This is a genomic window from uncultured Microbacterium sp. (assembly GCF_900078385.1).
In the GTDB taxonomy this organism is placed as follows: Bacteria; Actinomycetota; Actinomycetes; order Actinomycetales; family Microbacteriaceae; genus Microbacterium.
Genome location: NZ_FLQR01000006.1, coordinates 525359 through 550281, shown reverse-complemented (window position 1 = coordinate 550281; position 24923 = coordinate 525359). Strand labels below are relative to the sequence as shown.

Below are 24923 nucleotides of genomic sequence, written 5' to 3'. Positions count from 1 at the left end.
CGAGGCCTGCCCCGCACGCCCGGCGGCGAGCCATGGCCTCCCGCCGGCACCGTCGCGGCCCGCCGCGTCGCAGCGCCCGCCGCACCCGCAGAGCCGGCGGTCGACGCCGCTGTCGGCGCTCCCGCCGCCACAGCACCCGCCGCGCCCGCCACGTCCGCGACCGCCCCGACCGCAGCCACCGCGCCCGCGCCCACAGTCACCGCCACACCGACCCCCGCAGGCCCGCGTCCGCCGCTCACCGTCCCGCGCACCGTGTGGGCCGGCCGGGGTGCGACGCGCCGCCCCGCCGCGGCCGCGCCGCCCGCGCTCATCGGCCCGTTCACGAAGATCCAGTGGGCAGGCGCGGCCGTCGTCGTCGGCGCGGCGCTCCTCATCCTCGCCGGCATGGCGGTCGCGGCGGTCCGCTTCGTGCTCTCGCTCGAGGCGATGCAGGACTTCCTCACGACCTACCCGGGCGAGTACCACCTGCCCGAGGGTGCGCCCGTGGGCTTCCCGGCCTGGGTCGGCTGGCAGCACTTCTTCAACGCGTTCCTGATGGTCCTCATCATCCGGACGGGCCTGCAGATCCGCACCGAGAAGCGGCCCGCGGTCTTCTGGACGCCCCGGCGCGACCCGAAGGGCAAGACGAGCCTGACGATCTGGTTCCACCAGTCGCTCGACATCCTCTGGCTCCTGAACGGCGTGGTCTTCGTCGTGCTGCTCTTCGTCTCCGGACAGTGGATGCGGATCGTCCCGACCAGCTGGGAGGTGTTCCCGAACGCGCTCTCGGCCGTCCTGCAGTACGTGTCGCTGGACTGGCCCACCGAGAACGGCTGGGTCAACTACAACGCACTGCAGCAGCTCGCCTACTTCACGACCGTCTTCGTCGCCGCGCCGCTCGCGGCCATCACGGGCTACCGGATGAGCGGGCTGTGGCCGAAGGGCAGCGCGCGCCTCAACCGGGCGTACCCGATCGAGTGGGCGCGGAAGCTGCACTTCCCGACGATGCTGTACTTCGTGGCGTTCATCTTCGTCCACGTCGCGCTGGTCTTCGCGACCGGGGCGCTGCGGAACCTCAACCACATGTACGCGGCGCAGGGGTCCGTGGACGGCGTCGCGTACGCCGACAACTGGACCGGGTTCTGGATGTTCTTCGCCTCGCTCGTCGTCACCGCCGGCGCGTGGGTCGCGGCCCGTCCGCTCGTGCTCGCGCCGGTCGCGCGGCTGTTCGGCACGGTCAGCGGGCGCTGAGCACTCAGGATGCCGTCAGCCGACGGCATCCGCTCACTCCGACCCTGCTCGGGTCAGCGGACGAAGCGGACCTCGGTCAGCGTCTCGCCCAGGAACGGCTCGGTGTGCGTCGCGCCGTCGAGCGCGAACCCGTTGCGCGTGTAGAACCGGTGCGCGCGGGGGTTGTCGTCGGCGACCCACAGGTACAGCGGCTCGTCCGGCTCCACCGCGGCGTCGAACAGGCGCTGACCGATGCCCGTGCCGTGGAACTGGTCGAGCAGGTAGATGAAGTAGAGCTCGCGCGTGCGCGGAGCGTCGCGATCGCGGGCCGGACCGGATCCGACGAAGCCGACGATCTCTCCGCCGACGAGTGCCGCACGCATCTTGAACTCGGGTCCCTGGACGGCCCAGTGGCTCCAGAGGTCGGCCAGGCGTTTGTGCGAGACATTCTCGAGCGCGGCCTTGCTGATCAGGTGGTCGTACGTCTCGTGCCAGCACGCCGCATGCACGCGCCCCAGGGCCTCGGCATCCACGTCGCGAACCGGACGGACGACGATGTCGGTCTGCTGTTCGGCTTCCATGTGGCGACTCTACGCACGGCCCCTGCAATAGTGAAATCCGCGCCAGCCGTGACAAAAGGTCCCCTCGGCGCCGACAATCCGTGACCGCCCCGACTGTCGTCATCCGACAACCGATTCGCCCTCCGCATGCACGGAAGCGCTAGCATCGCGCTTCGTGAACGTATGGTGGCGGACCCTGCTGACGATCCTGCGCGCCAAGACGATGTTGCGCCGTCGCGGCCCCATCCCGCCGACCAGTGTCGGCCGGGTGCGGCTGCGGACGCTCCCCACCGACATCGACCTGCTCCGGCATATGAACAACGGGCGCTACGCCTCCCTCTTCGACCTCGGCCGGTTCGACCTGCTCATCCGCACCGGCATCTGGGATGCCATGAACGAACGCGGCTGGTACGCCGTCGTCGCGAACGAGACCATCAGCTTCCGGAAGTCGCTCGAGCTGTGGCAGCCGTTCACGGTCGAGTCGCGCCTCTACGGTCACGACGACAAGGCGGTCTACCAGATCCACCGCGCCGTGGTCGACGGCGAGGTGTACGCCGAGATGATCGTGCGAGCCCGTTTCCTGCGCCGCACCGGGGGCGTCGTGCCGATCGAGGAGCTCTTCTCCGCCCTGCACCGCCCCGACGACCTCCCTCCGCTGCCCGACTGGGTCGAGGCCTGGGTGACCGGGTCCGCGCTGCCCTCGACGAAGGCCGCCGCGCCGAGCCTCTGGGACTGACCTCGCCGGGCAGGCGCTCCGCGGGGCGCTAGCGTAGGGCCGTGCTGACGATGCTGCGGACTGCGGGGCGACTGGTCCTCAGCCACGGTCCGCTGCTGGTCGCGATCTACCTCGCGGGGAACCTCCTCCAGTACGTCGCCATCGAGGCGTTCGGATTCGTCGGCGCGTACTCCGCCGTCGTCGGCGCGCTGCTGTTCCCGCTCGTCATCGTCGTGCGACTCGTTGCGCTGGTGTCGATGCTGCTGGTGCTCCGCAGCGGCCTGCGCACGCTCGGCGTCATCGCGCCGCTGCCGGATGAGCCCGCGGCGCGCCGCCGCGCCTTCACCGACGCCCTGCTCGGCTCGATCCTCGTGTTCGTCGCGTTCTACGCCGCCTGGGGGTACCTGCGCGATGACGCCAACGCGTATTACTCGCGCGTGCTGGAGATCAACTCGGGACTGATCGCGAACGAGAGCATCCTCGGCCTCGAATCCGGCGGCGACGGGGCCGCCGGCGAGCTGTCGTTCTCGCCGCTGACCGTCGGCATCATCGTCGCCGCATTCGTGCTGCGCTGGGCGTACGGGCGGTACAAGGGCCGCCTCTCGAAGAGCATCGTGGTGCTCGCGGTGTACCTGGAGGCCCTCTGGGTCGTGTGGTCGGCGCTCCTGCTGTCGCAGGCGTTCGACGCCGTCGGGTCGTGGGTCGACTCGCGGCAGGCCATGGTCTGGCTCGCGGATCTCCGCGAGTGGCTCGCGGCCCAGGTCGCTCCCGTGGCATGGGTCTGGGATGGCGTCGAGTGGCTCCTCGGCGAGGCCGGCGGCATCCTCCTCCTGCCGCTCGCGTGGCTGGCGGTCGCGGGCGTCATCTTCGGCCAGGCCGTCGCGCCGCCCCCGGCGCGCGTGCGGGGCGCGATCGTCGACCGCGCGCGCACCCGCTTCGGCCGGCTTCCGGCGTGGACGCGCCGCCGCTCGAGCGACCTGTGGGGCCAGATCGTCGCCCGGTTCCGCCCCATCGTGCAGGCGGTCGTGCTGATGTGGCGGGCCGGGCCCGCGCTCATCGGCGGCTACGTGCTCCTCTTCACGATCGTGCTGGCACTCGATTCCCTCCTCGGCATCGCGCTCACCCGTCTCGTGGGGCCCCAGTCGTTCGCCGAGTTCTGGCTGCCCGCCTCCACGATCGTGTTCTCGGTGCCCGCTCTGCTCATCGAGCCGCTGCGGCTCATCGTCGTGGCCTCCGCGTACGACCGTGTCGTGGGGCGGCTGACGGCGCCCGAACTCGTCGCAGCCTGAGTCAGGGTTCGACGCGCAGGCGGGCGAACTCCGGCAGCGCATCCGCCCAGGTGAGGTCGACGTGGAAGGGGCCGGTCGCGTCCGCCGGCACGAGATAGCTCGTGACCAGGGTGAACCAGCGTCCGGCATCGGTGGGACAGGAGGTGGGGCGAGCCGTGTCGAAGGAGTCCAAGCCGAGCTCCAGCGCCGACTCGCGCCACGAGCGCTGCAGGCCGTCGGTCTCCCGCAGCACGGGGGAGAGGCACGACATGTCGTCGCCGTGCGTGTCGACGGGGAGGTGCACCGTGACGACACGGGTCCCCCGGGGAGCGCTGTCCATCCTCTCGAACTCGGCGGTCGCCGGGCCCACCGTGATCCCGGCGACGTCGACCGACCCGGAGGGCCCCGCCGTCACGGCATCCGAACCGGATCCCGCGAGGGCGGTGCGCTCGTGCTGGCTGATCCCGATCCCGCCGACCGGCACGAGCACCGCCAGCACCAGGAGGGCGATCCCGTTGCGGCGCCACCACGCGTTCACGGCCGGGCCCATTCGCGGGGGTGCAGCTCCGCCTCGGCGGAGCGCTCGATCTCGGCCATGGGCACCGGGAGCTCGATGACCGAATCGAGACGGGTCTCGCCCAGCGTCGCGAGACGCAGCACGGCTTCCTCCGCCTCGAGGTCGGCCGGCAGCTCGAAGGCGATGCTGCCGCGGCGGGGCACGCCGGCCGTGAGGCCCTGCTGGTAGAGCGAGCCGTCGGCGCGCTCGGTCGCGGCGAACGTGCGGTCGCCGACGCGGAGCGTCGCGTGGGCGAGGGTGCGGGGGCTCACCCGCGACGAGATCGACAGATCGACGACGAGCCAATTCCCCTCGGCCGACCAGCCTCCGTCGATCAGCGTGTCCGCGCGCCGGAGTCCCTCGACGGTCGCGACGATGTCGCGACCGGTGGCCTGCTCTCCGACGGATGCCGTGACGACGAAGGGCGCCTCGCGGGCGTCCTCCGGCGGCGTCGCGAACGCCACGAACCATGCGCCGACCACGAAGGCGACACCGAGGGTCCACGTCAGCCAGGGCTTCATTGGTCCCCCGGGCGGTACTCGACCGGCAGGGTCACCTGGGCGATCGGAACGGGGTCGTCCCACCACTGACCGCTCGTGACGGCCTGGCCGGTTCGCAGGGTGGGATCGCTCACGGTCACCGTGACGTCGTCGCCGTCGGCCAGCGCGTCGTCCGGGATGAGCCAGGCGACCGCCAGCTCCGCGGGAACGCCGGGCTGCAGTCGCGGGTTCGTCGTCGCGTCGTCGATCCGAGCCATCGACGTCAGCTCCGCACCGGGCGCCGCGATCGACAGCGTCTCGCGCATGCCGCTGAACCCCTCCGGCGCGGTCCACACGTTCTCCACCGTGATCCGCAGCGCCAGCACGCGCTGTCCCTCCCCGGGGTACGCGCCGGCCTCGGCGAGCTCGTCGAAGAGGAACGCACGGTCCACCGACAGCGCGTACAGCGGCCCGGTGTGCGTCTGCCCGACCTCGAGTTCGGCGACCGGCTCGGCCGCAGCGGTCGCGAGTCCGCCGAACGCCGCGGTGGCCGCGAGGAAGAGTCCCGTCGCGATCGCGGCGAACCATTTCGTGGGCACCCGGTCGGCCGCGGCCCGCAGTCGCGAGAACGACGAGACGCGCGGGCGGGCGGGGGGCTCCGTCGTCGTCACACGCACAGCCTAGGTGGACGCGTTCCTCCGTAGAGTTGTCGCCATGCCCAACACCTCTTCCGTGGCGCCACAAGCGCCCCACGCGGACCTGGCGACGCGAGCCATCGAACTCGCGCAGCGCTGGGTCGCCGAATCCGCCGACGCCGATGTCGACCCCTCCGCCGAACGCCTCGCCGGCGTCCTGAAGGATCCGAACGGACTGCCCTTCACGATCGGGTTCGTGGACGGGGTCATGCGCCCCGAGAGCCTGGCGGCGGCGGCATCCAATCTTCAGCGCGTCGCCCCGCTCGTCCCCGGCTTCCTGCCCTGGTTCCTGCGCGGCGCGGTCCGCGCGGGAGGCGCGGTCGCCCCGGTGCTGCCTGCGCCGACCGTGCCGATCGCGCGCCGCGTCCTCCGGGAGATGGTCGGACACCTCGTCGTCGACGCCCGCCCGGACAAGCTCGGCCCGGCGATCGCGAAGATCCGCGAGTCCGGGGCCCGACTGAACCTCAACCTCCTCGGCGAGGCCGTCCTCGGTGAGGGCGAGGCGCTGCGCCGGCTCGACGGCATCCACGACCTCGTCCGTCGCGACGACGTCGACTACGTCTCCGTCAAGGTCTCCGCCATCGCGAGCCACATCTCGATGTGGGCGTTCGACGAGGTCGTCGACGCCGTCGTCGAGCGCCTGCTGCCGCTGTACGTCACGGCATCCTCCGACGGGACCTTCATCAACCTCGACATGGAGGAGTACCGCGACCTCGACCTGACGATCGCCGTCTTCACGCGCATCCTCGAGGACCCCCGTCTGCAAGGACTCGAGGCGGGCATCGTGCTGCAGGCGTACCTGCCGGACGCGCTCCCGGCCCTGCGTCAGCTGACGGCCTGGGCGCAGAGCCGCGTCGCGGCCGGTGGCGCACGCATCAAGATCCGGCTCGTGAAGGGTGCGAACCTCGCGATGGAGCGGGTGGATGCCGTGATGCACGGCTGGCCGCTCGCCACCTACGGGTCCAAGCTCGACTCGGACGCCAACTACGTGCGGTGCCTGGACGAGGCGCTGCGGGCCGAGAGCACCGCCGCCGTGCGGATCGGGGTCGCGGGGCACAACCTGTTCGACATCGCCTATGCGTGGCTGCTCGCCGGTGAGCGGGGTGTCCGCGACGACATCGAGTTCGAGATGCTGCTCGGGATGGCGCAGGGCCAGGTCGAGGCGGTCGCCCGCGAGGTCGGGCACGTCCTGCTCTACGTGCCGGTTGTGTCGCCCGACGAGTTCGACGTCGCCATCAGCTACCTCGTGCGCCGCCTCGAAGAGAACGCGTCGAGCGACAACTTCCTCTCCGCCGCGTTCGACCTCGTCGAAGACCCGCGGATGTTCACCCGCGAGGAGCGGCGCTTCCTGGCCTCGCTGGAGCGCGCCGCTGACCCCGCCCTGACGACGGGCCCGCACCGCGTGCAGGACCGCACCGAGGTGACGGCCGCGGCCGACGCGCCTCGACTCACCCGCGACGCGCCGGAGGAGTCCGACCTCACGCAGGCCGTGCTGGGCATCGCGCGCTCCTCGACGGCGGAGGAGGCCGCGGAGCCCGGCGACACCCAGCCGCTCGAGCCCGCCGCGCACGAACTGCTCTTCGGGGGTGAGGCGTTCGTGGAGACCGCCGTCTTCGCGACGCGGGAGACCCGCGCCGCTGCGGGTGCACCCGGATTCGACAACGCCCCGGACTCCGACCCCTCGCTCCCGGCGAACCGGGCCTGGGCCCGCGACATCCTCGCCCGCGTCGCCACGTCGACGGCCGGGGATGCCACGATCAGCGCCGCCCGGGTGGACGACGAGGCCGCCCTCGAGGCCGTCGTCGCGCGGGCCCGATCCGCCGCCGAGACGTGGGGTGCCACTCCCGCCGCCGACCGTGCCGCGGTCCTCCAGGCCGCCGCGCGCGCCCTCGAGGACCGGCGCGGCGAGCTCATCGAGGTCGCGGCGTCGGAGACCGGGAAGGTCTTCGCCGAAGCGGACGTGGAGATCAGCGAGGCCGTCGACTTCGCGAACTACTACGCCGCGACGGCGCGCGAGCTCGACCGGGTGAGCGGCGCGGTGTTCGTCCCGGCGCGGTTGACCGTCGTCACGCCGCCCTGGAACTTCCCGATCGCGATCCCCGCCGGTGGCGTGCTCGCGGCGCTCGCCGCGGGTTCCGCCGTCGTGTTCAAACCGGCGCCGCAGGCGCGCCGGTGCGCCGCCGTCGTCGCGGAGGCGCTGTGGGCGGCCGGTGTGCCGCGCGACCTCCTGGCCCTCGTCGACATCGACGAGGGCGGCCTCGGGCAGCAGCTCCTCTCGCACCCCGATGTCGATCGCGTCATCCTCACCGGCTCGTGGGAGACGGCGGCCCTGTTCCGCTCGTGGCGGCCCGACCTCCCGCTCCTCGCGGAGACCAGCGGCAAGAACGCGATGATCGTCATGCCCTCCGCCGACCTCGACCTCGCGGCATCCGATCTCGTGAAGAGCGCGTTCGGCCACGCCGGCCAGAAGTGCTCGGCGGCGTCGCTCGCGATCCTCGTGGGACCCGTCGGCCGCTCCCAGCGGTTCAAGCGGCAGCTCGTGGATGCCGTCCGCTCGCTGCGCGTCGGGCCGCCGAGCGACCCGCTGAGCGAGGTCGGCCCGGTCGTCGAGCCGCCGCAGGGCAAGCTGCAGTGGGCCCTGACGACACTCGAGCCCGGCGAGGAATGGCTCGTCGCCCCGGAAGAGGTCGCGGCGCCCGGACTCGAGGGGCGGCTCTGGCGTCCCGGCATCCGCGTCGGAGTGCGGCCCGGGTCGCGCACGCATCTCGAGGAGTTCTTCGGGCCCGTCCTCGGGGTCATGCACGCGACCTCGCTCGCGCACGCGATCGAGTTGCAGAACGCCGTCTCGTACGGACTCACGGCGGGGCTGTACACGCAGAACCCCGCCGACCTCGAGCGCTGGCTGGAACGCGTCGAGGCGGGGAACCTCTACGTGAACCGCGGCATCACGGGGGCGATCGTGCAGCGGCAGCCGTTCGGCGGCTGGAAGCGCTCGTCGGTCGGTCCGGGCACGAAGGCGGGCGGCCCGAACTACCTGATCGGGCTCGGATCCTGGCGCCCGTCGACGGGGGCGACGTCGTCGTCGACGCTGCACCTCCGGGGTCTCGACTCGCGCATCACGGCGCTCATCGAGGCGGCCCAGCCGTCGCTGGACTACGAGGGCTTCGATTGGCTGCGCCGTGGCGCGCTGTCGGATGCCCTCGCCTGGGATCGGGAGTTCGGTCAGGTGAAGGACGTCTCGCAGCTCAAGGTCGAGCGGAATCTCTTCCGCTATCGCCCCGTGGACGTCGCGGTGCGCGCGACCGGCGACGCCCTGTGGCAGGGGGTTCTCCGGGTCGTCGTCGCCGGCCTCCGCGCCGGCTCCGCGCTGACCCTGAGCGCGCCCGTCGGGCTCCCCGCCGCCGTCCGGCGGACGCTCGGCGACCTCGGGATCCCGGTGTTCGTGGAGAGCGATGAGCAGTGGCTCGAGCGGATGACGGCGACAGGCGAGCCGCATCCGCCGCGGACGCGGCTCGTCGGGCAGCCGGAGTCGGTCGCGGCGCTGCACCGCGCCCTCGCGGAGGCCGTCGGTGGCGATCCCGACCTCGCGGTGTACGACAACGAGGTCACGACGGCGGGCCGCATCGAGCTGCTGCCCTTCCTGCACGAGCAGGCGATCACGATCACGGCGCACCGCTTCGGCAACCCCGATCGGTGGAGCGAGGGCATCATCTGACCCGGGCGCGGTAGGCGGCCTCCGGCGCCCGGTGTGCGGCATCCGGCGCCCGGCGTCCGGCGCCCGGCGTGCAGTGTCACAGAATGCGCGGGTGCCACCGCCGTGACCCGCGGATGCCGTGACACGCTGCCACGCGGTGTCACTCTTTGCGTGGGTCAGGCGGGGCACCACCCGCGTCGACTGTGACATGGAGAGGGCGCGACGGCGGAGATGCCGGCGGCGGGGCCCCGCGGCCGGCACCTATCCCAACGGCGGAGTCCTGGCGCGGCCAAGCCCCACGGCGGAGAGCGTGGCTGCGAGGTCGAGCGCGCCGCGAAGTCGGGGTGCTGCCGCCGCGACCCGCGGATGCCTTGACACCCTCCCGCGGGGGTTTCACGCTCCGCGCGGGTCGACCGACGCACCACCGCGCGAAGCGGGACACGGTGAGACGATGGACTGCGCTCCGGCGTACCGGAGCGGATCGGACGGGAGCTGCCATGACGGATGCCGGGACCAACTGGGCGGGCAACATCGCCTACGCGGCGGAGCGCCTCGTCGCGCCGCGGACGCTCGACGAACTCGTCGACGTGGTCACCTCGACGCCGAAGGTCCGCGTGCTCGGCAGTCGGCACTCCTTCAGCCCGATCGCCGACACGGACGGGGTGCTCGTCTCCCTCGCCGCCCTCGACGGCGCGCCGCAGATCGACAGCGCCCGCGGGACCGTCCGGGTGCCCGGGGGTCTGCGCTACGGCGACCTCGCCCCCTGGCTGCACGAGCGCGGCTGGGCGCTGCGCAACCTGGCGTCGCTGCCGCACATCTCCGTCGCGGGGGCCGTCGCGACCGGGACGCACGGCTCCGGCGAGCGGATCGGGTCGCTCGCGACCCAGGTCGCAGCCCTCGAGATCCTCACCGCCTCCGGCGAGATCGTGCGCCTCGCGCGCGGCGAGGACGACTTCGACGGGGCGGTCGTATCGCTCGGCGCGCTCGGGGTCGTCACGGCGCTCGAGCTCGATGTCGTCCCCACCTACGACATCGCGCAGACGGTGTTCGAAGGGGTGCGGTGGGATGCCGCGCTGCAGGGCTTCGACGAGCTGCAGCGCGCCGGCGACTCCGTGAGCCTGTTCACGACGTGGCGATCCGCGGACGTCGTGGACCAGGTCTGGGTGAAGGGGCGCGGCGTCGCGCCGGACCTCGCCGCGTTCGGCGGATCCCCGGCGCAGGGCCCCCGGCATCCGCTCCCCGGCATCGACCCGGCACCCTGCACCGTGCAGGGCGGCGAGCCCGGCCCCTGGTTCGACCGACTGCCGCACTTCCGCCTGGATTTCACGCCCTCGGCAGGGGAGGAGCTGCAGAGCGAGTACCTCGTGCCCCGGGCCGACGCCGTCGCCGCCATCGGCGCGCTGCGCACCCTCGCGCCGCGGATCGCGCCGCTGCTGCAGGTCTGCGAGGTGCGCACGATCGCCGAGGACCGGCTGTGGCTGAGCCCCGCGTACGAGACCGACGCCGTCGGACTGCACTTCACGTGGCTGCGCGACGTGCCGGGCGTGACCGCGCTGCTGCCCGAGCTCGAAGCCGCCCTGCCCCGCACCGCGCGGCCGCACTGGGGCAAGGTCTTCACCCTTCCCGGCGCCGATGCGGCCGCGCGCTACCCGCGATGGGCGGACTTCGCCGCGCTCCGGAAACGCACGGACCCGCACGGCCGCTTCGGGAACGCCTTCCTCGGCGGGCTCGGACTGAAGTAGAGAAACAATTTATCTTTCTGGACGGGGCGACATATGCCGTGCAGAGGATGGAGGCGGAGCGTCACTGGGGGGCGCTCTACGGAGGCCATTCCAGCTCGGCTCACGCCGATGGCCGAACCACCGACACGCCGGGGGGAGTGTCGCTCCGGGGTCGAGATCTCAGCGTCTCGGTCCCGGAGACCCCGGGCGTCACGCCTGCGCCGCAGCCGTCTCGACAGGCACCATGAACTCGTTCACGAGGGCGCGGACACCGAGGGCGAACAGCGTCCAGCGCCCGGTCGGTGCCTCATGCTCGGCGGTGAAATCGAACGTCGGGTGGTCGATCCCCTCGATCGCGCGCACCGCGAACCCCTCGCCCATGGCGGCCATGGCCTCCGCGAAGTCGAGGACCGACAAGCCGGTCTTCATCCGCATCCCGTACGACTCCATGAGCGAGCCGAGGAGATCCGCGAACGCCGCCATCGACTCGCGGTGCCGCTCGCGCCCCGCCTCCTTGAGCTCGGGCCACGTGTCCGCGGTCGTCCGCAGGGCCAGGGCGATCAGGAAGCCCTGGGCCTCGAGCGCCTCGGCTTCGTCGTCGGTGTCGCGCGTCGTGCTGCGGACATGCGAGAGGGCCGCCGCCCGGATGATGTCATCGCCCGGGGCGCCCGCGCGGACGAGATCCGCGACGGCCGCGCGCACGAAGTCGGTCGGGCCCGCGACCCGCATCCGCACCATCGCCACCGCGAGGTCGCGCTGATAGTCGGTCTGATCCCCCCAGAGGCGGTAGGCCGCACCGGTCGTGAGACCCGCCCGGCGCAGCACATCCTGCAGCCGGATGTGCTGCACGCCCGCCGAGACGCCGCGCTCGAGCAGCATCTGCACGCCCATCCCGAGGAGGAGCGCGCGCGTCTCCTCACCCGTCCGGCGACCCATGAGGAGAAATCTACCCACATCTCTCAGGTCCGCTGAGGGATGCGTCTGGCACAATGGATGCCGGCGTGCCCGAGTCGTCGGCTTCCCACAGCTCCGCCGGGCCTCTGGACAGCGTCCGCCGCCCCTTCCGACGAGGAGCGATATGTCCACGCAGAACCCCGCCGCCGCCACCACCACGGCAGCCCCCGCCCGCATCCAGCAGCGCCGCCGGTACCTCATGTGCCGTCCCGAGCACTTCACGGTGAGCTACCGCATCAACCCGTGGATGGAGCCGGCGAAGCCGACCGACACCGCGAAGGCCGTCGCGCAGTGGCAGACGCTTCACGACGCCTACGTCGCGCTCGGCCACGAGGTCGAGCTCATCGACGCCGTCCCGGGGCTGCCGGACATGGTCTACACCGCCAACGGCGGCTTCATCATCGACGGTCGCGCGCTCGGCGTGAAGTTCCGCGTCGACGAGCGCCGCGGCGAGGAGCAGCCGTTCATGGACTGGTTCGCCGCGAACGGCTTCGAGGTCATCCAGCCGGTCGAGGTGCAGGAGGGCGAGGGCGACTTCCTGCTCGTCGGCGACGTCATCCTCGCCGGAACCGGGTTCCGCTCGGTCGGCGACAGCCACCGCGAGATCGGCGCCGTGTTCGGCAAGGAGGTCGTCTCCCTGCGGCTCGTCGACCCGCGCTTCTACCACCTCGACACCGCGATCGCCGTGCTCGACCCGGTGGAGGGTGCCGGGGGCGCGGAGCGGGCGAACATCGCCTACCTCCCGTCCGCCTTCGACGAGGAGTCGCAGCGGATCCTCGCCGCGCGCTACCCCGACGCGATCCGCGTCTCGGACGAGGACGGTGCCGTCTTCGGCCTGAACTCCGCCAGCGACGGCCTGAACGTCTTCATCTCGCCGCGTGCGAAGGGCTTCGAGGCCCAGCTGCGCGAGCGGGGCTACAACCCGATCCTCATCGACCTGTCCGAGCTGCTGCTCGGCGGCGGCGGGATCAAGTGCTGCACGCTCGAACTGCGAGGGACCCGATGACCGCTCCGCTCCTGGATGCCGCGAGCGCCGGCATCATCGCCGCCGAAGACGCGCACGTCGCCCACAACTACCACCCGCTTCCCGTCGTCGTCGCGCGGGGCGAAGGGTCGTGGGTCACCGACGTCGAGGGCAAGCGCTACCTCGACCTGCTGTCGGCGTACTCCGCCCTCAACTTCGGCCACCGCCATCCCGCCCTCATCGCCGCAGCGACCGAGCAGCTCGGACGGCTCACGCTCACCAGCCGCGCGTTCCACAACGACCAGCTCGGCGCGTTCGCCTCCGCCCTGGCCGACCTGTGCGGCAAGAACCTCGTCCTGCCGATGAACACCGGCGCCGAGGCGGTCGAGACCGGCATCAAGGTCGCCCGCGCGTGGGCGTACCGCGTGAAGGGCGTGACGCCGGATGCCGCGACCATCGTGGTCGCCAACGGCAACTTCCACGGCCGGACCACCACGATCGTCGGCTTCAGCGACGACCCCAGTGCGCGGGACGACTTCGGCCCGTACGCCGCCGGTTTCGTGTCGGTCGCGTTCGGAGACGCCGCCGCGCTCGAGGCCGCCATCGACGAGAACACCGCGGCGGTGCTCGTCGAGCCCATCCAGGGCGAGGCCGGTGTCGTCGTCCCGCCGGAGGGCTACCTGCGCGCCGTCCGGGAGATCTGCGACCGGCACAACGTCCTGTTCATCGCCGACGAGATCCAGTCCGGGCTCGCCCGCGTCGGCACGACGTTCGCGTGCGACCGCGAAGGTGTCGTCCCCGACGTCTACCTGCTCGGCAAGGCGCTCGGCGGCGGCATCCTGCCCCTGTCGGCGGTCGTGGCGAACGAGGACGTCCTCGGCGTCATCCGTCCCGGCGAGCACGGCTCGACCTTCGGCGGCAACCCGCTGGCTGCGGCCGTCGGCCTGCAGGTCGTCGAGATGCTGGCCTCCGGCGAGTTCCAGACCCGTGCGCAGGCGCTCGGCGACCACCTCGCCGGCAAGCTCCAGGAGCTCGTCGGCCACGGCGTCACCGCCGTGCGTGTCGCGGGCCTCTGGGCGGGCGTCGACATCGACCCCACGGTCGGCACCGGACGGGAGATCGCCGAGCGGCTGCTGTCCCGCGGCGTGCTCGTCAAGGACACGCACGGGCACACGATCCGCATCGCGCCGCCGCTCGTCATCCGCGGCACCGAGCTGGACTGGGCCGTCGAGCAGCTGCGCGTCGTCCTCGAGGGCTGAGCAGCTCGGGGACCGAGCAGGCCGAAACACCTCGGCAACACGTGCCGGGCTAGGCTCGTCGGCATGGGCGACCTGTTCGACGGATACGGCTCCACGCTGGCGCCACGCAAGACCGCGTCCGGCGTGCCGGCGTTCGACGAGATGTTCGGCGCTCCCGCGCATGCGGGCGCCGCGGCCGAGTCGCGCGACGCCTACCGGGAGCTCTACCAGGCGCTCGCGCAGATGACGCAGGAGGAGCTGCGCGGGCGCACCGAGTCGCTCGCGAGCTCCTACCTCGCGCAGGGCGTGACGTTCGACTTCGCCGGCGAGGAGCGTCCCTTCCCGCTGGACGCCGTTCCGCGCGTCATCGAGTACGACGAGTGGTCGCGGGTCGAGAAGGGCGTGCAGCAGCGCGTCCGGGCCCTCGAGGCCTTCCTCGACGACGCGTACGGCCACCAGCACTGCGTGCGAGACGGCGTGCTGCCGGCCAAGCTCATCGCGTCGTCGCAGTACTTCTACCGGCAGGCCGCCGGCATCCGCTCCGCCAACGGCGTGCGCATCCAGGTCGCCGGCATCGATCTCATCCGCGACGAGCACGGCGAGATGCGCGTGCTCGAGGACAACGTGCGGGTGCCGTCCGGTGTCAGCTACGTCATCTCCAACCGTCGCGTCATGGCCCAGACGCTGCCGGAGCTGTTCGTCTCGATGCGGGTGCGCCCCGTCGGCGACTACCCCAACAAGCTGCTGCAGGCGCTGCGCGCGTCCGCCCCTCCCGGCGTCGACGACCCGAACGTCGTCGTGCTGACCCCGGGCGTGTACAACTCGGCGTACTTCGAGCACACGCTCCTCGCGCGCCTCATGGGCGTCGAGCTCGTCGAAGGCCGTGATCTGCAGTGCGTCGGCGGCAAGGTCTTCATGCGCACGACCCGCGGGCCGCAGCGCGTCGACGTCATCTACCGCCGGGTCGACGACGACTTCCTGGACCCGCTGCAGTTCCGCGCCGACTCGATGCTGGGCGCCCCGGGCCTCATGCTCGCCGCGCGCCTCGGCAACGTCACGATCGCCAACGCCGTCGGGAACGGCGTCGCCGACGACAAGCTCCTCTACACCTACGTCCCCGACCTCATCCGGTACTACCTCGCCGAGGAGCCGATCCTCAAGAACGTCGACACCTGGCGGCTCGAGGACCCGGGCGCGCTCGAGGAGGTGCTCGACCGCCTCGACGAGCTCGTCGTGAAGCCCGTCGACGGCTCCGGCGGGAAGGGCCTCGTCGTCGGCCCCGACGCGTCGCGGGCCGAGCTGGACCAGCTCCGCACCCGCCTGCGCGCCGATCCGCGCGGCTGGATCGCGCAGCCCGTCGTCATGCTGTCGACCATCCCGACCCTCGTCGAGGACGGGATGCGGCCCCGCCACGCCGACCTCCGCCCGTTCGCCGTGAACAACGGCGACGAGGTGTGGGTGCTCCCCGGAGGCCTGACCCGTGTTGCGCTCCCCGAAGGGCAGCTCGTCGTCAACTCCAGCCAGGGCGGCGGGTCGAAGGACACGTGGATCGTCGGCGGCGCGGCGCCCCGGCACGTCGAGTACGGGCAGGGAGACGGCCTCGCCGGCCTCGTGGCCGATCAGGCCTCCGTGACCGGGACCATCTCGATCGTCTACGACCCGCAGGACCAGCCCGACCACTCGCCGCAGGATCACCCGCGCCCGCACAGCGAGCAGCAGGAGCAGCAGCAGCAGGAGCAGCAGCAGCAGGCCGGCGAGGAGGCGACGCCATGCTGAGCCGGATCGCCGAATCGCTGTTCTGGATCGGACGCTACATCGAGCGCTCCGACGGCACGGCCCGCATCCTGGACGTCCATCTGCAGCTGCTCCTCGAGGATCCCTGGATCGACGAGGACACCGCCTGCCGCTCGCTCATGGGCGTCATGGGCTCGTTCCCCGCCGAGGACGAGCTCGCCCGCGTGACGCGCAGCGACGTGCTCAAGCGCCTCGCCGTGGACCGGACCAACCCGTCGAGCATCGCGTACGCGCTGCAGTCGGCGCGGGAGAACGCCCGCCGCGCGCGCGAGATCGTCTCGACCGAGTTGTGGGAGACGCTGAACACCACCTACTCCCGGATGCCGCGACGGCTCAACGACGAGAAGGTGCACGAGTTCTTCCAGTGGGTGCGCGAGCGCTCGGCCCTCGCGATCGGCATCACCGACTCGACCACCAGCCGCGACGAGTCGTGGCAGTTCTTCACGCTCGGGCGATCCATCGAGCGCACCGACATGACCGCACGCCTCCTCGCCACCCGTTCGCTGACGGAGGCATCCGGCCCGTCGTGGACGACGATCCTGCGCTCCTGCGGCGCGTACGAGGCCTACCTGCGCACGTACCGCGGCATGCCGAGCGCGAGCAACGCCGCCGAGTTCCTCCTCCTCGACCGCCTGTTCCCGCGCTCGATCATCCACTCCATCCAGCGCGCCGAGGAGTGCATGAGCGCGATCGACCCCGTCGCCGACCGCGTCGGTCACTCCAACGCCGTGCTGCGCGCGCTCGGCCGCATCCGCAACGACCTGGAGTACCGCCCGATCACCGAGATCATCTCCGAGCTGCCCGAGCACATGGAGCAGGTCCAGAAGGTGACACGTGAGGCGTCCGAGGCGATCCGGGGCCGGTTCTTCCCGACGCATGCCGAGCCGAGCTGGATCGGAGAGACCTCATGAAGCGCCTGCGGATCGAGCACGCGACCGGGTTCACCTATCAGGGCGACGTCGGCGCGTCCTACAACGAGGCGCGGATGCTGCCGAGTTCGACGGACAGCCAGTTCGTGCTGAGCTCGCAGCTCGACATCGAGCCGTCGACGAGCGTGAACCAGTACCTCGACTACTTCGGCACCCGCGTCGCCGCGTTCGACGTCATGGCCGGCCACGCGGCGCTGAGCATCACGGCGCGCTCCCTCGTCGAGGTGCGCCCGCGCCCCCTCGCGCACGGCGACGTGAGCTGGGACGAGCTCGCTCGGGAGGCCGAGCGCTCGATCTCGACGGTGGAGATGATGACCCAGACGCCGCGCACGGCGCTGCACCCCGAGGTCGCCGAGCTCGCGCGCTCGATCGCCGCCGAGAACGACCGACCGAGCCGCGCCGCGCTGGCGATCGCCTCCGCGGTCGGCGACGCGGTGGAGTACATGCACGGGATCACCGGGGTGCACTCCACGGCGAGCGAAGCGTGGGAGGAGCGCAAGGGCGTCTGCCAGGACATGGCGCACATCACCCTGTCCGCGCTCCGATCCGTCGGCATCCCCGCCCGCTACGTCTCCGGCTACCTCCACCCGCAGGCCGACGCGGAGGTCGGCGTGCCGGTGTCCGGCGAATCGCACGCCTGGGTCGAGTGGTTCGCGGGGGACTGGCAGGGCTTCGACCCGACGAACGGCACGGAGATCGGCGACCGGCACGTGATGGTCGGCCGCGGGCGCGACTACAACGACGTCCCACCGCTGCGCGGCGTCTACGCCGGCCCGTTCAAGAGCAATCTGCACGTGAAGGTCACGATCACCCGCGAGGCGTGACCCGTTCTCGGCGCCACGGCCTTCTGCGCGGCGGCGCCCAGAAACCACATCCGGCATGAGAAACCACGCGGGACGGTGATTCTCGCGCTGGATGTGGTTTCTCGGCGCCGCGGTCCGGAAGCGGCCCTTGTCGCCGTATAATCTTCGACATTGACAAAGACGTGGAATAAGTCCACACTGATGCTGTCGTGCGGCGCGGACAAGGGCGCCCACACGGTCCGCGCAACTGTGCGCTCTCCGATCGGCACCACTGGAAGGAACCTCAATGAAGAGCATCCGCTTGGGCGTGGCCGCGGCCGTCGCCGTGTCGGCCGTTGCGCTGACGAGCTGCGCCGCCGCGAGCGAAGGGGAGGACGCGACCGCGGACCCCGGCACGCTGACGGTCTGGATCATGGGCGACAGCTCGGAGCGCTTCGACGCGCTCGTCGCGCCGTTCGAGGAGGACAGCGGGATCGACGTCGAGACCGTCGCGATCCCGTGGGACAGCATCGACCAGAAGTTCACGACGGCGGTGGCGTCGGGGGACGGGCCCGACCTGCTGCAGATCGGCATCTCGAAGCTGCGCACCTTCGCCGACAGCGGCGCGCTCCTCACGCTCGACGAGGACGTCATCGCCGACTACCCGAATCTCGCCGCCTCGAACTTCATCAGCGGTGTCGCCGGGGATGCCACCGCCATCGACGGCGACGTCGTCTCGATGCCCTGGGTCGCCGACACGCGCGTGCTCTTCTACCGCACCGACATCCTCGCCGAGGCGGGGATCGACGCGCCGCCGGCCACGTGGGACGAGCTGCGCGCGGACGCCAAGACCCTCGCAGCGCGGGGAGACGGCCAGTACGGCTACTACATCCCGCAGTGGGACAGCGCCCTCCCGGTCGTCATGACCTGGGATCACGGAGCGGATGTCGTCGACGCGGACGGTCTCATCGACTTCGACACTCCCGGCTTCGAGGACGCCGTCGACCTGTACACCGGTCTGTACGCGGATGGCAGCGTTCCGACCAACAGCGACTTCGACCAGACGCAGGGCTTCATCTCCGGTATCGCACCGATGCTGGTGAGCGGACCGTACCTCGCGTCGGCCATCTCGGACGCCGCGCCCGAGCTCGACGGCAAGTGGAGCGTCGCGACCCTGCCCGAAGGATCGGACAACACGTCGCTCCTCGCCGGATCGAACCTCGGCGTATGGGGCGGGACGGAGAACCAGGACGGCGCGCTCGAGCTGCTCGACTTCCTCTCCGACCCGGCGACGCAGGTCGCCTGGTTCGAGGCGGACGGCCAGCTCCCGACGGCCACGGCGGCCCTCGAGGACGAGGTCCTCACCGCGAACCCGCTGGTCGAGGTGTACTCGGAACAGCTTGCGAACGCCCGCATCCTGCCGCTCGTGCCCAACTGGGACGGGGAGACCGGAAAGGCCCTCCTCGATTCGCTCAACGCGATCGTCCTGACCGGTGCGGATCGTGAGCAGACGCTCCAGTCCCTCGTGGAGGCCACGAAGGACACCTCGGTCAACTGAGCCCCCCGCGCGGCCGCGGCCGGTCTCACCGGCCGCGGCCCTCCTTCGCCTCGATAGGTTCGGCATGAAGACACGACTCACCGGATACGCGTTCATCACCCCGGCGATGCTGCTGCTGCTCACGTTCGGCGTCCTGCCGATCGCCGTCGCCGTCGTCGTGAGCTTCACGGACATGAACCTCGCGGGCCTCGGCGACTGGTCGCGGATCCGGTTCATCGGGACGGAGAATTACGACGAGCTCCTGCGAGACGGGTCCTTCTGGCAGGCCCTCGGCAACACCGGACTGTTCGCCGTGATGGGGGTGCCGACGGTGATCGTCCTCTCCATGGTGATCGCCCTCGCCCTGAACCGCTCGCAGAGCCGGTTCTTCCGGCTGCTGCGCAGCTTCTACTTCGTGCCGGCGATCACGGCGATCGTCGCCATCGCACTCGTGTGGGGATACCTCTTCAACACCCAGTTCGGTCTCCTGAACCATCTGCTCTCGCTCGTCGGCATCGCCCCGGTGCAGTGGCTCTCCGATCCGGTGATCGTGAAGTTCTCCGTCGTCCTGGTCGCGGTCTGGCGCGGACTCGGCCTGAACGTCATCATCTTCCTCGCGGCCTTGCAGGGCGTCCCGAAGGAGTACCTGGAGGCGGCCTCCATCGACGGCGCCTCGGAGTGGCGCAAGACGGTCTCCATCGTCATCCCGCTGCTGCGCTTCGCGATCTTCTTCGTCACGATCACGACCGTCATCGCCTGGCTGCAGTTCTTCGACGAGCCGTTCGTCCTCACGAAGGGCGGACCCCTGGGCGCGTCCACATCGATCTCGCTGTTCCTGTACCAGAAGGGGTTCTCGGCGAGTCAGTTCGGCTACGCGAGCGCCGGCTCGGTGCTGCTGTTCGCGATCATCGCGGGGATCACGCTCATCCAGCTGCGGTTGAGGAGGAGAGATGTCGAGTACTGAACGCGCGGTCATGCGACGTCTCGGCGCCGTCGAGGCACGCCCGGTCGAGCGCCGCCGCACCGCACGCGTGCGGCCCGGCACGATCGTCGTCGGCATCGTCCTCGCGGCAGGCGCCGTGGTCACGGCCTTCCCGTTCCTGTGGATGGTCTTCGCCTCGGTCAAGCCGCGCAGCGAGTCCGTCGCGTTCCCGCCCCGACTGCTGCCGGAGGAGCCCACCCTCGAATACTTCGTCGAGCTCTTCACGCGGCTCGACTTCGGGCGGTACCTCGTCAACACGCTCCTCATCGTCCTCATCTGCATGGTCGGGCTGCTGCTCATGGCGGCCGCCGGCTACGGCTTCGCCAAGTTCGACTTCCCCGGTCGTGACGTCTGGTTCTTCCTCGTCCTCGTCACGATGATGATCCCCGGCCAGGTGACGATGATCCCGAGCTACCTCATCCTCAACGGCCTCAATCTCACCAACACGCTCGTGGGGATCGCGCTGCCCATGCTCGTCTCCGGGTTCAGCGTCTTCCTCTTCCGCCAGTTCATGGCGACCATCCCCACCGAGATCGTGGAGGCCGCGCGCATCGACGGTGCGGGCGAGTGGCGGATCTTCTTCCGCATCATCCTTCCGATGTCGGGCCCGATCCTGGCCGTCCAGGTCGTGCTGACGTTCATCGCCGGGTGGAACAGCTTCCTGTGGCCGCTGATCATCGCCAACGACCAGAAGCTCTACACGCTGTCGGTCGGGGTGTCGCTGCTCAATCAGCAGATCGCCACCAACCCCTCGCTGCAGATGGCGGCCTCGACGCTCATGGTCGTCCCCATCCTGCTGGTGTTCGTCGTCTTCCAGCGCTTCGTCGTGCAGGGCTTCGCCCTCTCCGGGCTCAAGTAAGGACCGTCCCATGACCCCCACTCCCCGCACCGGCTTCGTGCGCGCCGAGGGCACGTCGCTCGTCGACGACCAGGGCCCGCTGCTGCTGCGCGGCGTGGGGCTGGGGAACTGGCTGCTCCCGGAGGGCTACATGTGGGGGTTCGGCGACGATCAGTCCTCACCGCGCCAGATCGAGCGGCAGATCGCCTCACTGGTGGGGCCGGAGCAGGCCGTGGCCTTCTGGCGACGGTTCCGCGACGTGTTCATCGCCGAGCGGGACTTCGCCCTGATCGCCGACGCCGGCTTCGACCACGTGCGCCTCCCCATCAACGCACGGATCGTCATGGACGACTCCGGTGCGTTCCTCGAGGAGGGATTCGCCCTGATCGAACGCGCGGTGGCCTGGAGCGAGAAGTACGGACTCCGCATCCTGCTCGACCTGCACGGGGCGCCGGGCGGACAGACCGGCACGAACATCGACGACTCGGAGCACGGCAGGCCGGAACTCTTCATGGACCCGACGTTCCGGCGGCACACGATCGCGCTGTGGGAGGAGATCGCCCGCCGCTTCCGCTCACGTGAGGCGGTGCTGGGATACGACCTCCTCAACGAGCCCCTCCCGAACGAATGGCAGCACGTCTACAACGACGAGCTCGTCGCGCTCTACCGCGACCTCACCGCCGCCATCCGCGCCGTCGACGACCGGCACCTGCTCATGTACGAGGGATCGCACTGGGCGACGAACTGGCTGCCGCTCGCGGAGCGGTACGACGACAACCAGGCGCTGCAGTTCCACCGCTATTGGTGCCCACCCGACGAGACGAGCATCGACGACTTCCTCGCGGAGCGGCGCCGGCTGGGCACCCCGATCTACATGGGCGAGGGCGGGGAGAACTCACCGGCCTGGATCTACGCTGCCACGCGCCTGTACGAACGGCATGACATCGGCTGGAACTTCTGGCCGTGGAAGAAGCTCGACACGCTCACGTCGCCGCTGTCCGCGCAGGCGCCGTCCGGCTGGGAGCGCATCGTCGACCCCGCCGCGACGCCCTCGGCCGAGGAGGCGGGGGCGATCCTCGACGGCTTCCTCGATGCCGTCGTCGCCGACCGCTGCACGCGTCGGCAGCCGGTGCTCGATGCGCTGTTCGGGCGCCCGCCGCTCACCCTCCCGGCATGGGCCGGGCTGCACGACGGGGGCGAGCGGTCCATCGACGAGATGGCCGGCGCACCGATCCCGGACGCGGCGTGGGCCAACCCGGAGGACACCGGAAGCGCCGCGCACCCCATCACCGTCGCCTTGACGGCCGGGTCGGTGCTCACCTTCGCGCTCGGCTCGGCGCCGAGCGGCTGGACGGTGCACGCGGACGATGCGCGCGATGTCGCCGTCACCTGGGAAGAGGGCGCCCTCGTCCTCACGGCGAGGGCGACGGTGGCCGTCCACGGTGTCACGGTGCACACGTGAGCCGCTACCTTCGGAGCATGACCGCACGCGATCCTCGGGGAGACATCGCTCCCGAGTCGCTCACCGTCGCCGATCTCCGGCAGCGCAACCGCGCCGCCGCCCTGCAGTTCGTCATCCGCGAGCGTGAGACGACGCGGGCGGAGATCGCGCGCCACGGCGGACTGTCGACGGCATCCGCGGCCAACATCGTCAGCGAACTGCTGGAGGAGGGACTCGTCGCCGAGCTCGGCACACGCGCCTCGCGCGGCGGGAGGCCGACCACGGTGTTCGGGCCGAACCGCGACGGGGCGTACGCGATCGGCGTCGACGTGGGCGAGCGCGGCGTCGCCGTCGAGCTGTTCGACCTCGGCCTGAACCGGGTGGACCGCGAGTTCCGCGGCGGCGACCGGCAGGAGGGCCCCGAGGACATCGAGCGCGATCTCCGGGAGGCGATCGCTGCGGTGCGGGAGCGCAACGCGCAGCGGTGGCCACGCGTCCTCGGGGTCGGGCTCGGCCTCCCCGGTGTCGTGGAGACCGACGCCGACGGTCGGCAGACGCTCTACGCGCAGAGCCTCGGATGGGAGCCGCATCCGATCCCCTCCGGTCTGGACGGCGGCCTCCCGGTGTTCGCGGAGAACGGCGCCAAGACCCAGGCGCGGGCCGAGCTCTGGTTCGGGGCCGCGCGCGGCGCGCATCATGCGCTGGTCGCCTTGCTCGGCCGCGGCGTCGGACTCGGCGTCGTCACCGACGGGGACCTGTATCACGGGGCGTTCGGCAGCGCCACGGAGTGGGGCCACACCAAGATCGCGTTCAACGGACGTCTCTGCCGCTGCGGCGATCGCGGCTGCGTCGAGGCCTACGTCGGCGCGGACGCGCTGCTGGACGCGTGGCGGGACGCGGGCGGCGCCTTCGAAGGAAGCGGGTGGACCGCGCTCGGCGCCCTGCTGGTGGCCTCGGAGACGGATCCGGTGGCCGCCCGCGTGGTCGACGACGGCATCGACGCACTCGGCGCGGCCCTCGGCAGCATGGTGAACCTCACCAACCCGCAGCGCATCGTCGTCGGCGGATGGGTCGGGCTCCGGCTCATGGAGAAGCACGCCGACCGCATCCTGGAGGCCACCCGCCGCAACAGCCTCCGCCGCTCGGCCGAGCAGTTCGAACTCGTCCCGGCGACCTTCGGCGGCGACACCGTCGCCCTCGGATCTGCGCTCATGCCGATCGAGGACCTCATCGCGCGAGGGCGGCTCTTCTCCGAGCGGCCTCTGATCAGCCGCTGACACCCGCGGCGAGCTCGGCGAACACGTCCGCCGCGTCATCGAACCGCGCGAGGGCCGCCGCCTGACCGGCCCACAGCGACTGCAGATCGCCGTCGCCACGGCGGTTCGCCTCGGCCCGGAGGGCGCCCACGACCCAGCTCTGGGCGGGGAACGGGGCGACCGCGCCGACCTCCTCGATGTGGTCGATGAGGCGGTTGCGGATGCCGCGGGCCAGGCGCCCCGTGACGGCGCGCGTGAGAACGGTGCCGTCGGCGGTGAGCCGGGCGAGCGCGTCGCGGTGGGCGGCGCTCGCGGCCGACTGGCGGGTGCGGAGGAACGCCGTCCCGACCTGGACGCCGGCGGCGCCGAGCGCGAAGGCCGCAGCCACCCCGCGCCGATCGGCGATCCCGCCGGCCGCGATGACCGGGATGTCGACGGCGTCGACGACCTGCGGGACGAGGGCGAGAGTGCCCACGAGCGACCGCTCGGCGGGCTGCAGGAAGCTGACCCGGTGCCCGCCGGCCTCGAACCCGCTCGCGACGACGGCGTCGGCTCCCGCGGCGGCCACCGCGACAGCCTCGGCCGGTGTGGTGGCCGCCCCGACGACGCGGATGCCGCGGGCCTGCGCCTCCGCGACGACGGCTGCCGCCGGCATCCCGAACACGCAGCTGAGGACGGCCGGCCGCGCGGCGAGCACGGCATCCAGCTGCTCGTCGATGGCGGGGAGGAATCGATCGGGCGTGCCGGCCGGTGCCTCGATGCCGAGCTCGTCGTACAGCGGAGCGACGGCCCGGAGCGCGGGGCCCGGATCCACATCGTCGGGCTCCGCCTCGTCGCCGGTCGGGATCCAGAGGTTGAGCGCGAACGGGCGGTCGGTCGCCGACCGGAGGTGCTGGGCCGTCTCGGCGATCCGCTCGGCGGAGTACCCGTACAGCCCGTAGGACCCGAGCCCTCCGGCATCGCTCACGGCCGCCGTGAGGGCGACGGAGCTCATACCGCCGAAAGGACCGAGGACGATCGGGACGTCGAGTCCGAGAAGTGCCATGCCCCCAGCATCCCGCGTCGGCGGCGTCCGGCGCGGTCACGCGTCGTCGCATTCCGGCCAGGCGGGGGATCAGGCCGGCGGCGCGTCCGGGTCGAGGGTCGCGAGCATATCCTCCTCGACGGCGTTGTCCGCCGACAGATCCTCCTCGGTGCCCTGGTCGCCGCCGAGCGGATCGTCGCCCGCCTGGTCGTCGGCGGGAGGGGCGTCGTCGGGTCGGGGGGTCGCGGTCATGCGGCCCACGCTACGCGCGCGCCCGCGCGGGCGGA

22 protein-coding genes are annotated in these 24923 nt (G+C 71.5%); 15 read left to right on the top strand and 7 right to left on the bottom strand.

Going from position 1 to position 24923, the window contains the following annotated elements:
* Nucleotides 1-1230 (top strand): cytochrome b/b6 domain-containing protein (locus QZL85_RS07665; RefSeq protein WP_295575627.1); only part of this gene is annotated, 1230 nt, incomplete at its 5' end.
* A gap of 53 nt (nucleotides 1231-1283) precedes the next feature.
* Here the strand turns inward: QZL85_RS07665 and QZL85_RS07660 are convergent.
* Nucleotides 1284-1790 carry a GNAT family N-acetyltransferase gene (locus QZL85_RS07660; protein WP_295575625.1) on the bottom strand — a complete coding sequence of 169 codons (507 nt, stop codon included), beginning with the start codon at nucleotides 1788-1790 and terminating at the stop codon, nucleotides 1284-1286.
* A gap of 154 nt (nucleotides 1791-1944) precedes the next feature.
* Here QZL85_RS07660 and QZL85_RS07655 point away from each other — a divergent pair, with 154 nt between their 5' ends.
* Both QZL85_RS07655 and QZL85_RS07650 read left to right on the top strand, forming a co-directional pair.
* Complete coding sequence (locus tag QZL85_RS07655) at nucleotides 1945-2505, top strand: thioesterase family protein (protein WP_295575621.1); 561 nt, start codon at nucleotides 1945-1947, stop codon at nucleotides 2503-2505.
* Nucleotides 2506-2546: 41 nt separating this feature from the next.
* A complete protein-coding gene (locus tag QZL85_RS07650) occupies nucleotides 2547-3773 on the top strand; it encodes a hypothetical protein (RefSeq protein WP_295575619.1) in 1227 nt (408 codons plus the stop codon).
* A 1-nt stretch (nucleotide 3774) separates the two neighbouring features.
* On the opposite strand, the gene QZL85_RS07645 is transcribed toward QZL85_RS07650, so the two are convergent.
* From QZL85_RS07645 to QZL85_RS07635, 3 genes are read right to left on the bottom strand one after another with little or no spacing between them, the layout of a single operon-like run.
* Nucleotides 3775-4290, bottom strand: coding sequence for a hypothetical protein (locus QZL85_RS07645; RefSeq protein ID WP_295575615.1), 516 nt, complete (start codon nucleotides 4288-4290; stop codon nucleotides 3775-3777).
* Nucleotides 4287-4829 (bottom strand): hypothetical protein, encoded by a 543-nt coding sequence (locus QZL85_RS07640; protein ID WP_295575613.1) that lies wholly within the window; start codon nucleotides 4827-4829, stop codon nucleotides 4287-4289. The genes QZL85_RS07645 and QZL85_RS07640 overlap by 4 nt, the downstream gene beginning before the upstream one ends.
* The gene (locus QZL85_RS07635) at nucleotides 4826-5458 is read right to left on the bottom strand and encodes a hypothetical protein (protein ID WP_295575610.1); all 633 of its coding nucleotides are present in this window, start codon (nucleotides 5456-5458) and stop codon (nucleotides 4826-4828) included. Before QZL85_RS07635 ends, QZL85_RS07640 begins: the two co-directional genes overlap by 4 nt.
* 43 nt (nucleotides 5459-5501) lie before the next feature.
* Here QZL85_RS07635 and QZL85_RS07630 point away from each other — a divergent pair, with 43 nt between their 5' ends.
* Together QZL85_RS07630 and QZL85_RS07625 are read left to right on the top strand one after the other, a co-directional pair.
* Entirely contained in the window at nucleotides 5502-9197 is a 3696-nt protein-coding gene (locus QZL85_RS07630; protein WP_295575607.1) for a bifunctional proline dehydrogenase/L-glutamate gamma-semialdehyde dehydrogenase, read from the top strand.
* Between the two features lie 476 nt (nucleotides 9198-9673).
* Complete coding sequence (locus QZL85_RS07625) at nucleotides 9674-10918, top strand: FAD-binding protein (protein WP_295575605.1); 1245 nt, start codon at nucleotides 9674-9676, stop codon at nucleotides 10916-10918.
* Nucleotides 10919-11107: 189 nt separating this feature from the next.
* Here QZL85_RS07625 and QZL85_RS07620 read toward each other — a convergent pair whose 3' ends face one another.
* Nucleotides 11108-11833: a hypothetical protein gene (locus QZL85_RS07620; protein ID WP_295575601.1), complete on the bottom strand. Its 726-nt coding sequence runs from the start codon at nucleotides 11831-11833 to the stop codon at nucleotides 11108-11110.
* Between the two features lie 142 nt (nucleotides 11834-11975).
* On the opposite strand from QZL85_RS07620, the gene ddaH reads away from it, so the two are divergent.
* The 10 genes from ddaH to QZL85_RS07570 all read left to right on the top strand — a co-directional run bounded on the left by ddaH (nucleotide 11976) and on the right by QZL85_RS07570 (nucleotide 23633).
* A complete protein-coding gene (ddaH, locus tag QZL85_RS07615) occupies nucleotides 11976-12857 on the top strand; it encodes a dimethylargininase (protein WP_295575598.1) in 882 nt (293 codons plus the stop codon).
* Nucleotides 12854-14074: an ornithine--oxo-acid transaminase gene (rocD, locus tag QZL85_RS07610; protein ID WP_295575595.1), complete on the top strand. Its 1221-nt coding sequence runs from the start codon at nucleotides 12854-12856 to the stop codon at nucleotides 14072-14074. The genes ddaH and rocD overlap by 4 nt, the downstream gene beginning before the upstream one ends.
* A 63-nt stretch (nucleotides 14075-14137) precedes the next feature.
* Nucleotides 14138-15829 carry a circularly permuted type 2 ATP-grasp protein gene (locus tag QZL85_RS07605; protein WP_295575592.1) on the top strand — a complete coding sequence of 564 codons (1692 nt, stop codon included), beginning with the start codon at nucleotides 14138-14140 and terminating at the stop codon, nucleotides 15827-15829.
* A complete protein-coding gene (locus QZL85_RS07600; RefSeq protein ID WP_147049725.1) occupies nucleotides 15823-16758 on the top strand; it encodes an alpha-E domain-containing protein in 936 nt (311 codons plus the stop codon). Before QZL85_RS07605 ends, QZL85_RS07600 begins: the two co-directional genes overlap by 7 nt.
* The gene (locus tag QZL85_RS07595; RefSeq protein WP_295575589.1) at nucleotides 16755-17600 is read left to right on the top strand and encodes a transglutaminase family protein; all 846 of its coding nucleotides are present in this window, start codon (nucleotides 16755-16757) and stop codon (nucleotides 17598-17600) included. Before QZL85_RS07600 ends, QZL85_RS07595 begins: the two co-directional genes overlap by 4 nt.
* A gap of 265 nt (nucleotides 17601-17865) precedes the next feature.
* On the top strand, nucleotides 17866-19116 hold the full coding sequence (locus QZL85_RS07590) for an extracellular solute-binding protein (RefSeq protein ID WP_295575587.1): 1251 nt from the start codon (nucleotides 17866-17868) through the stop codon (nucleotides 19114-19116).
* Nucleotides 19117-19180: 64 nt separating this feature from the next.
* Nucleotides 19181-20059: a carbohydrate ABC transporter permease gene (locus QZL85_RS07585; protein ID WP_295575585.1), complete on the top strand. Its 879-nt coding sequence runs from the start codon at nucleotides 19181-19183 to the stop codon at nucleotides 20057-20059.
* Nucleotides 20046-20936 carry a carbohydrate ABC transporter permease gene (locus tag QZL85_RS07580; protein WP_295575582.1) on the top strand — a complete coding sequence of 297 codons (891 nt, stop codon included), beginning with the start codon at nucleotides 20046-20048 and terminating at the stop codon, nucleotides 20934-20936. Before QZL85_RS07585 ends, QZL85_RS07580 begins: the two co-directional genes overlap by 14 nt.
* A 10-nt stretch (nucleotides 20937-20946) precedes the next feature.
* Entirely contained in the window at nucleotides 20947-22377 is a 1431-nt protein-coding gene (locus tag QZL85_RS07575) for a glycoside hydrolase family 5 protein (protein WP_295575580.1), read from the top strand.
* Between the two features lie 17 nt (nucleotides 22378-22394).
* Nucleotides 22395-23633 (top strand): ROK family transcriptional regulator, encoded by a 1239-nt coding sequence (locus tag QZL85_RS07570; RefSeq protein WP_295575578.1) that lies wholly within the window; start codon nucleotides 22395-22397, stop codon nucleotides 23631-23633.
* Here QZL85_RS07570 and QZL85_RS07565 read toward each other — a convergent pair.
* Both QZL85_RS07565 and QZL85_RS07560 read right to left on the bottom strand, forming a co-directional pair.
* Nucleotides 23623-24657 carry a nitronate monooxygenase family protein gene (locus tag QZL85_RS07565; protein ID WP_295575576.1) on the bottom strand — a complete coding sequence of 345 codons (1035 nt, stop codon included), beginning with the start codon at nucleotides 24655-24657 and terminating at the stop codon, nucleotides 23623-23625. The two genes, QZL85_RS07570 and QZL85_RS07565, sit on opposite strands and share 11 nt — an antisense overlap.
* A gap of 69 nt (nucleotides 24658-24726) precedes the next feature.
* A complete protein-coding gene (locus tag QZL85_RS07560) occupies nucleotides 24727-24888 on the bottom strand; it encodes a hypothetical protein (protein ID WP_295575574.1) in 162 nt (53 codons plus the stop codon).
* Between the last annotated feature and the right edge of the window lie 35 nt (nucleotides 24889-24923).

Excerpts from the sequence above, each read along its gene's own strand:
- QZL85_RS07580 (WP_295575582.1), top strand. The coding sequence starts at position 20,046 with ATGTCGAGTACTGAACGCGCGGTCATGCGACGTCTCGGCGCCGTCGAG.
- QZL85_RS07620 (WP_295575601.1), bottom strand. The coding sequence starts at position 11,833 with ATGGGTCGCCGGACGGGTGAGGAGACGCGCGCGCTCCTCCTCGGGATG.
- QZL85_RS07585 (WP_295575585.1), top strand. The coding sequence starts at position 19,181 with ATGAAGACACGACTCACCGGATACGCGTTCATCACCCCGGCGATGCTG.
- QZL85_RS07605 (WP_295575592.1), top strand. The coding sequence starts at position 14,138 with ATGGGCGACCTGTTCGACGGATACGGCTCCACGCTGGCGCCACGCAAG.
- QZL85_RS07590 (WP_295575587.1), top strand. The coding sequence starts at position 17,866 with ATGAAGAGCATCCGCTTGGGCGTGGCCGCGGCCGTCGCCGTGTCGGCC.
- QZL85_RS07660 (WP_295575625.1), bottom strand. The coding sequence starts at position 1,790 with ATGGAAGCCGAACAGCAGACCGACATCGTCGTCCGTCCGGTTCGCGAC.
- QZL85_RS07625 (WP_295575605.1), top strand. The coding sequence starts at position 9,674 with ATGACGGATGCCGGGACCAACTGGGCGGGCAACATCGCCTACGCGGCG.
- rocD (WP_295575595.1), top strand. The coding sequence starts at position 12,854 with ATGACCGCTCCGCTCCTGGATGCCGCGAGCGCCGGCATCATCGCCGCC.
- QZL85_RS07630 (WP_295575607.1), top strand. The coding sequence starts at position 5,502 with ATGCCCAACACCTCTTCCGTGGCGCCACAAGCGCCCCACGCGGACCTG.
- QZL85_RS07560 (WP_295575574.1), bottom strand. The coding sequence starts at position 24,888 with ATGACCGCGACCCCCCGACCCGACGACGCCCCTCCCGCCGACGACCAG.
- QZL85_RS07570 (WP_295575578.1), top strand. The coding sequence starts at position 22,395 with ATGACCGCACGCGATCCTCGGGGAGACATCGCTCCCGAGTCGCTCACC.
- QZL85_RS07640 (WP_295575613.1), bottom strand. The coding sequence starts at position 4,829 with ATGAAGCCCTGGCTGACGTGGACCCTCGGTGTCGCCTTCGTGGTCGGC.
- ddaH (WP_295575598.1), top strand. The coding sequence starts at position 11,976 with ATGTCCACGCAGAACCCCGCCGCCGCCACCACCACGGCAGCCCCCGCC.
- QZL85_RS07595 (WP_295575589.1), top strand. The coding sequence starts at position 16,755 with ATGAAGCGCCTGCGGATCGAGCACGCGACCGGGTTCACCTATCAGGGC.
- QZL85_RS07565 (WP_295575576.1), bottom strand. The coding sequence starts at position 24,657 with ATGGCACTTCTCGGACTCGACGTCCCGATCGTCCTCGGTCCTTTCGGC.
- QZL85_RS07600 (WP_147049725.1), top strand. The coding sequence starts at position 15,823 with ATGCTGAGCCGGATCGCCGAATCGCTGTTCTGGATCGGACGCTACATC.
- QZL85_RS07575 (WP_295575580.1), top strand. The coding sequence starts at position 20,947 with ATGACCCCCACTCCCCGCACCGGCTTCGTGCGCGCCGAGGGCACGTCG.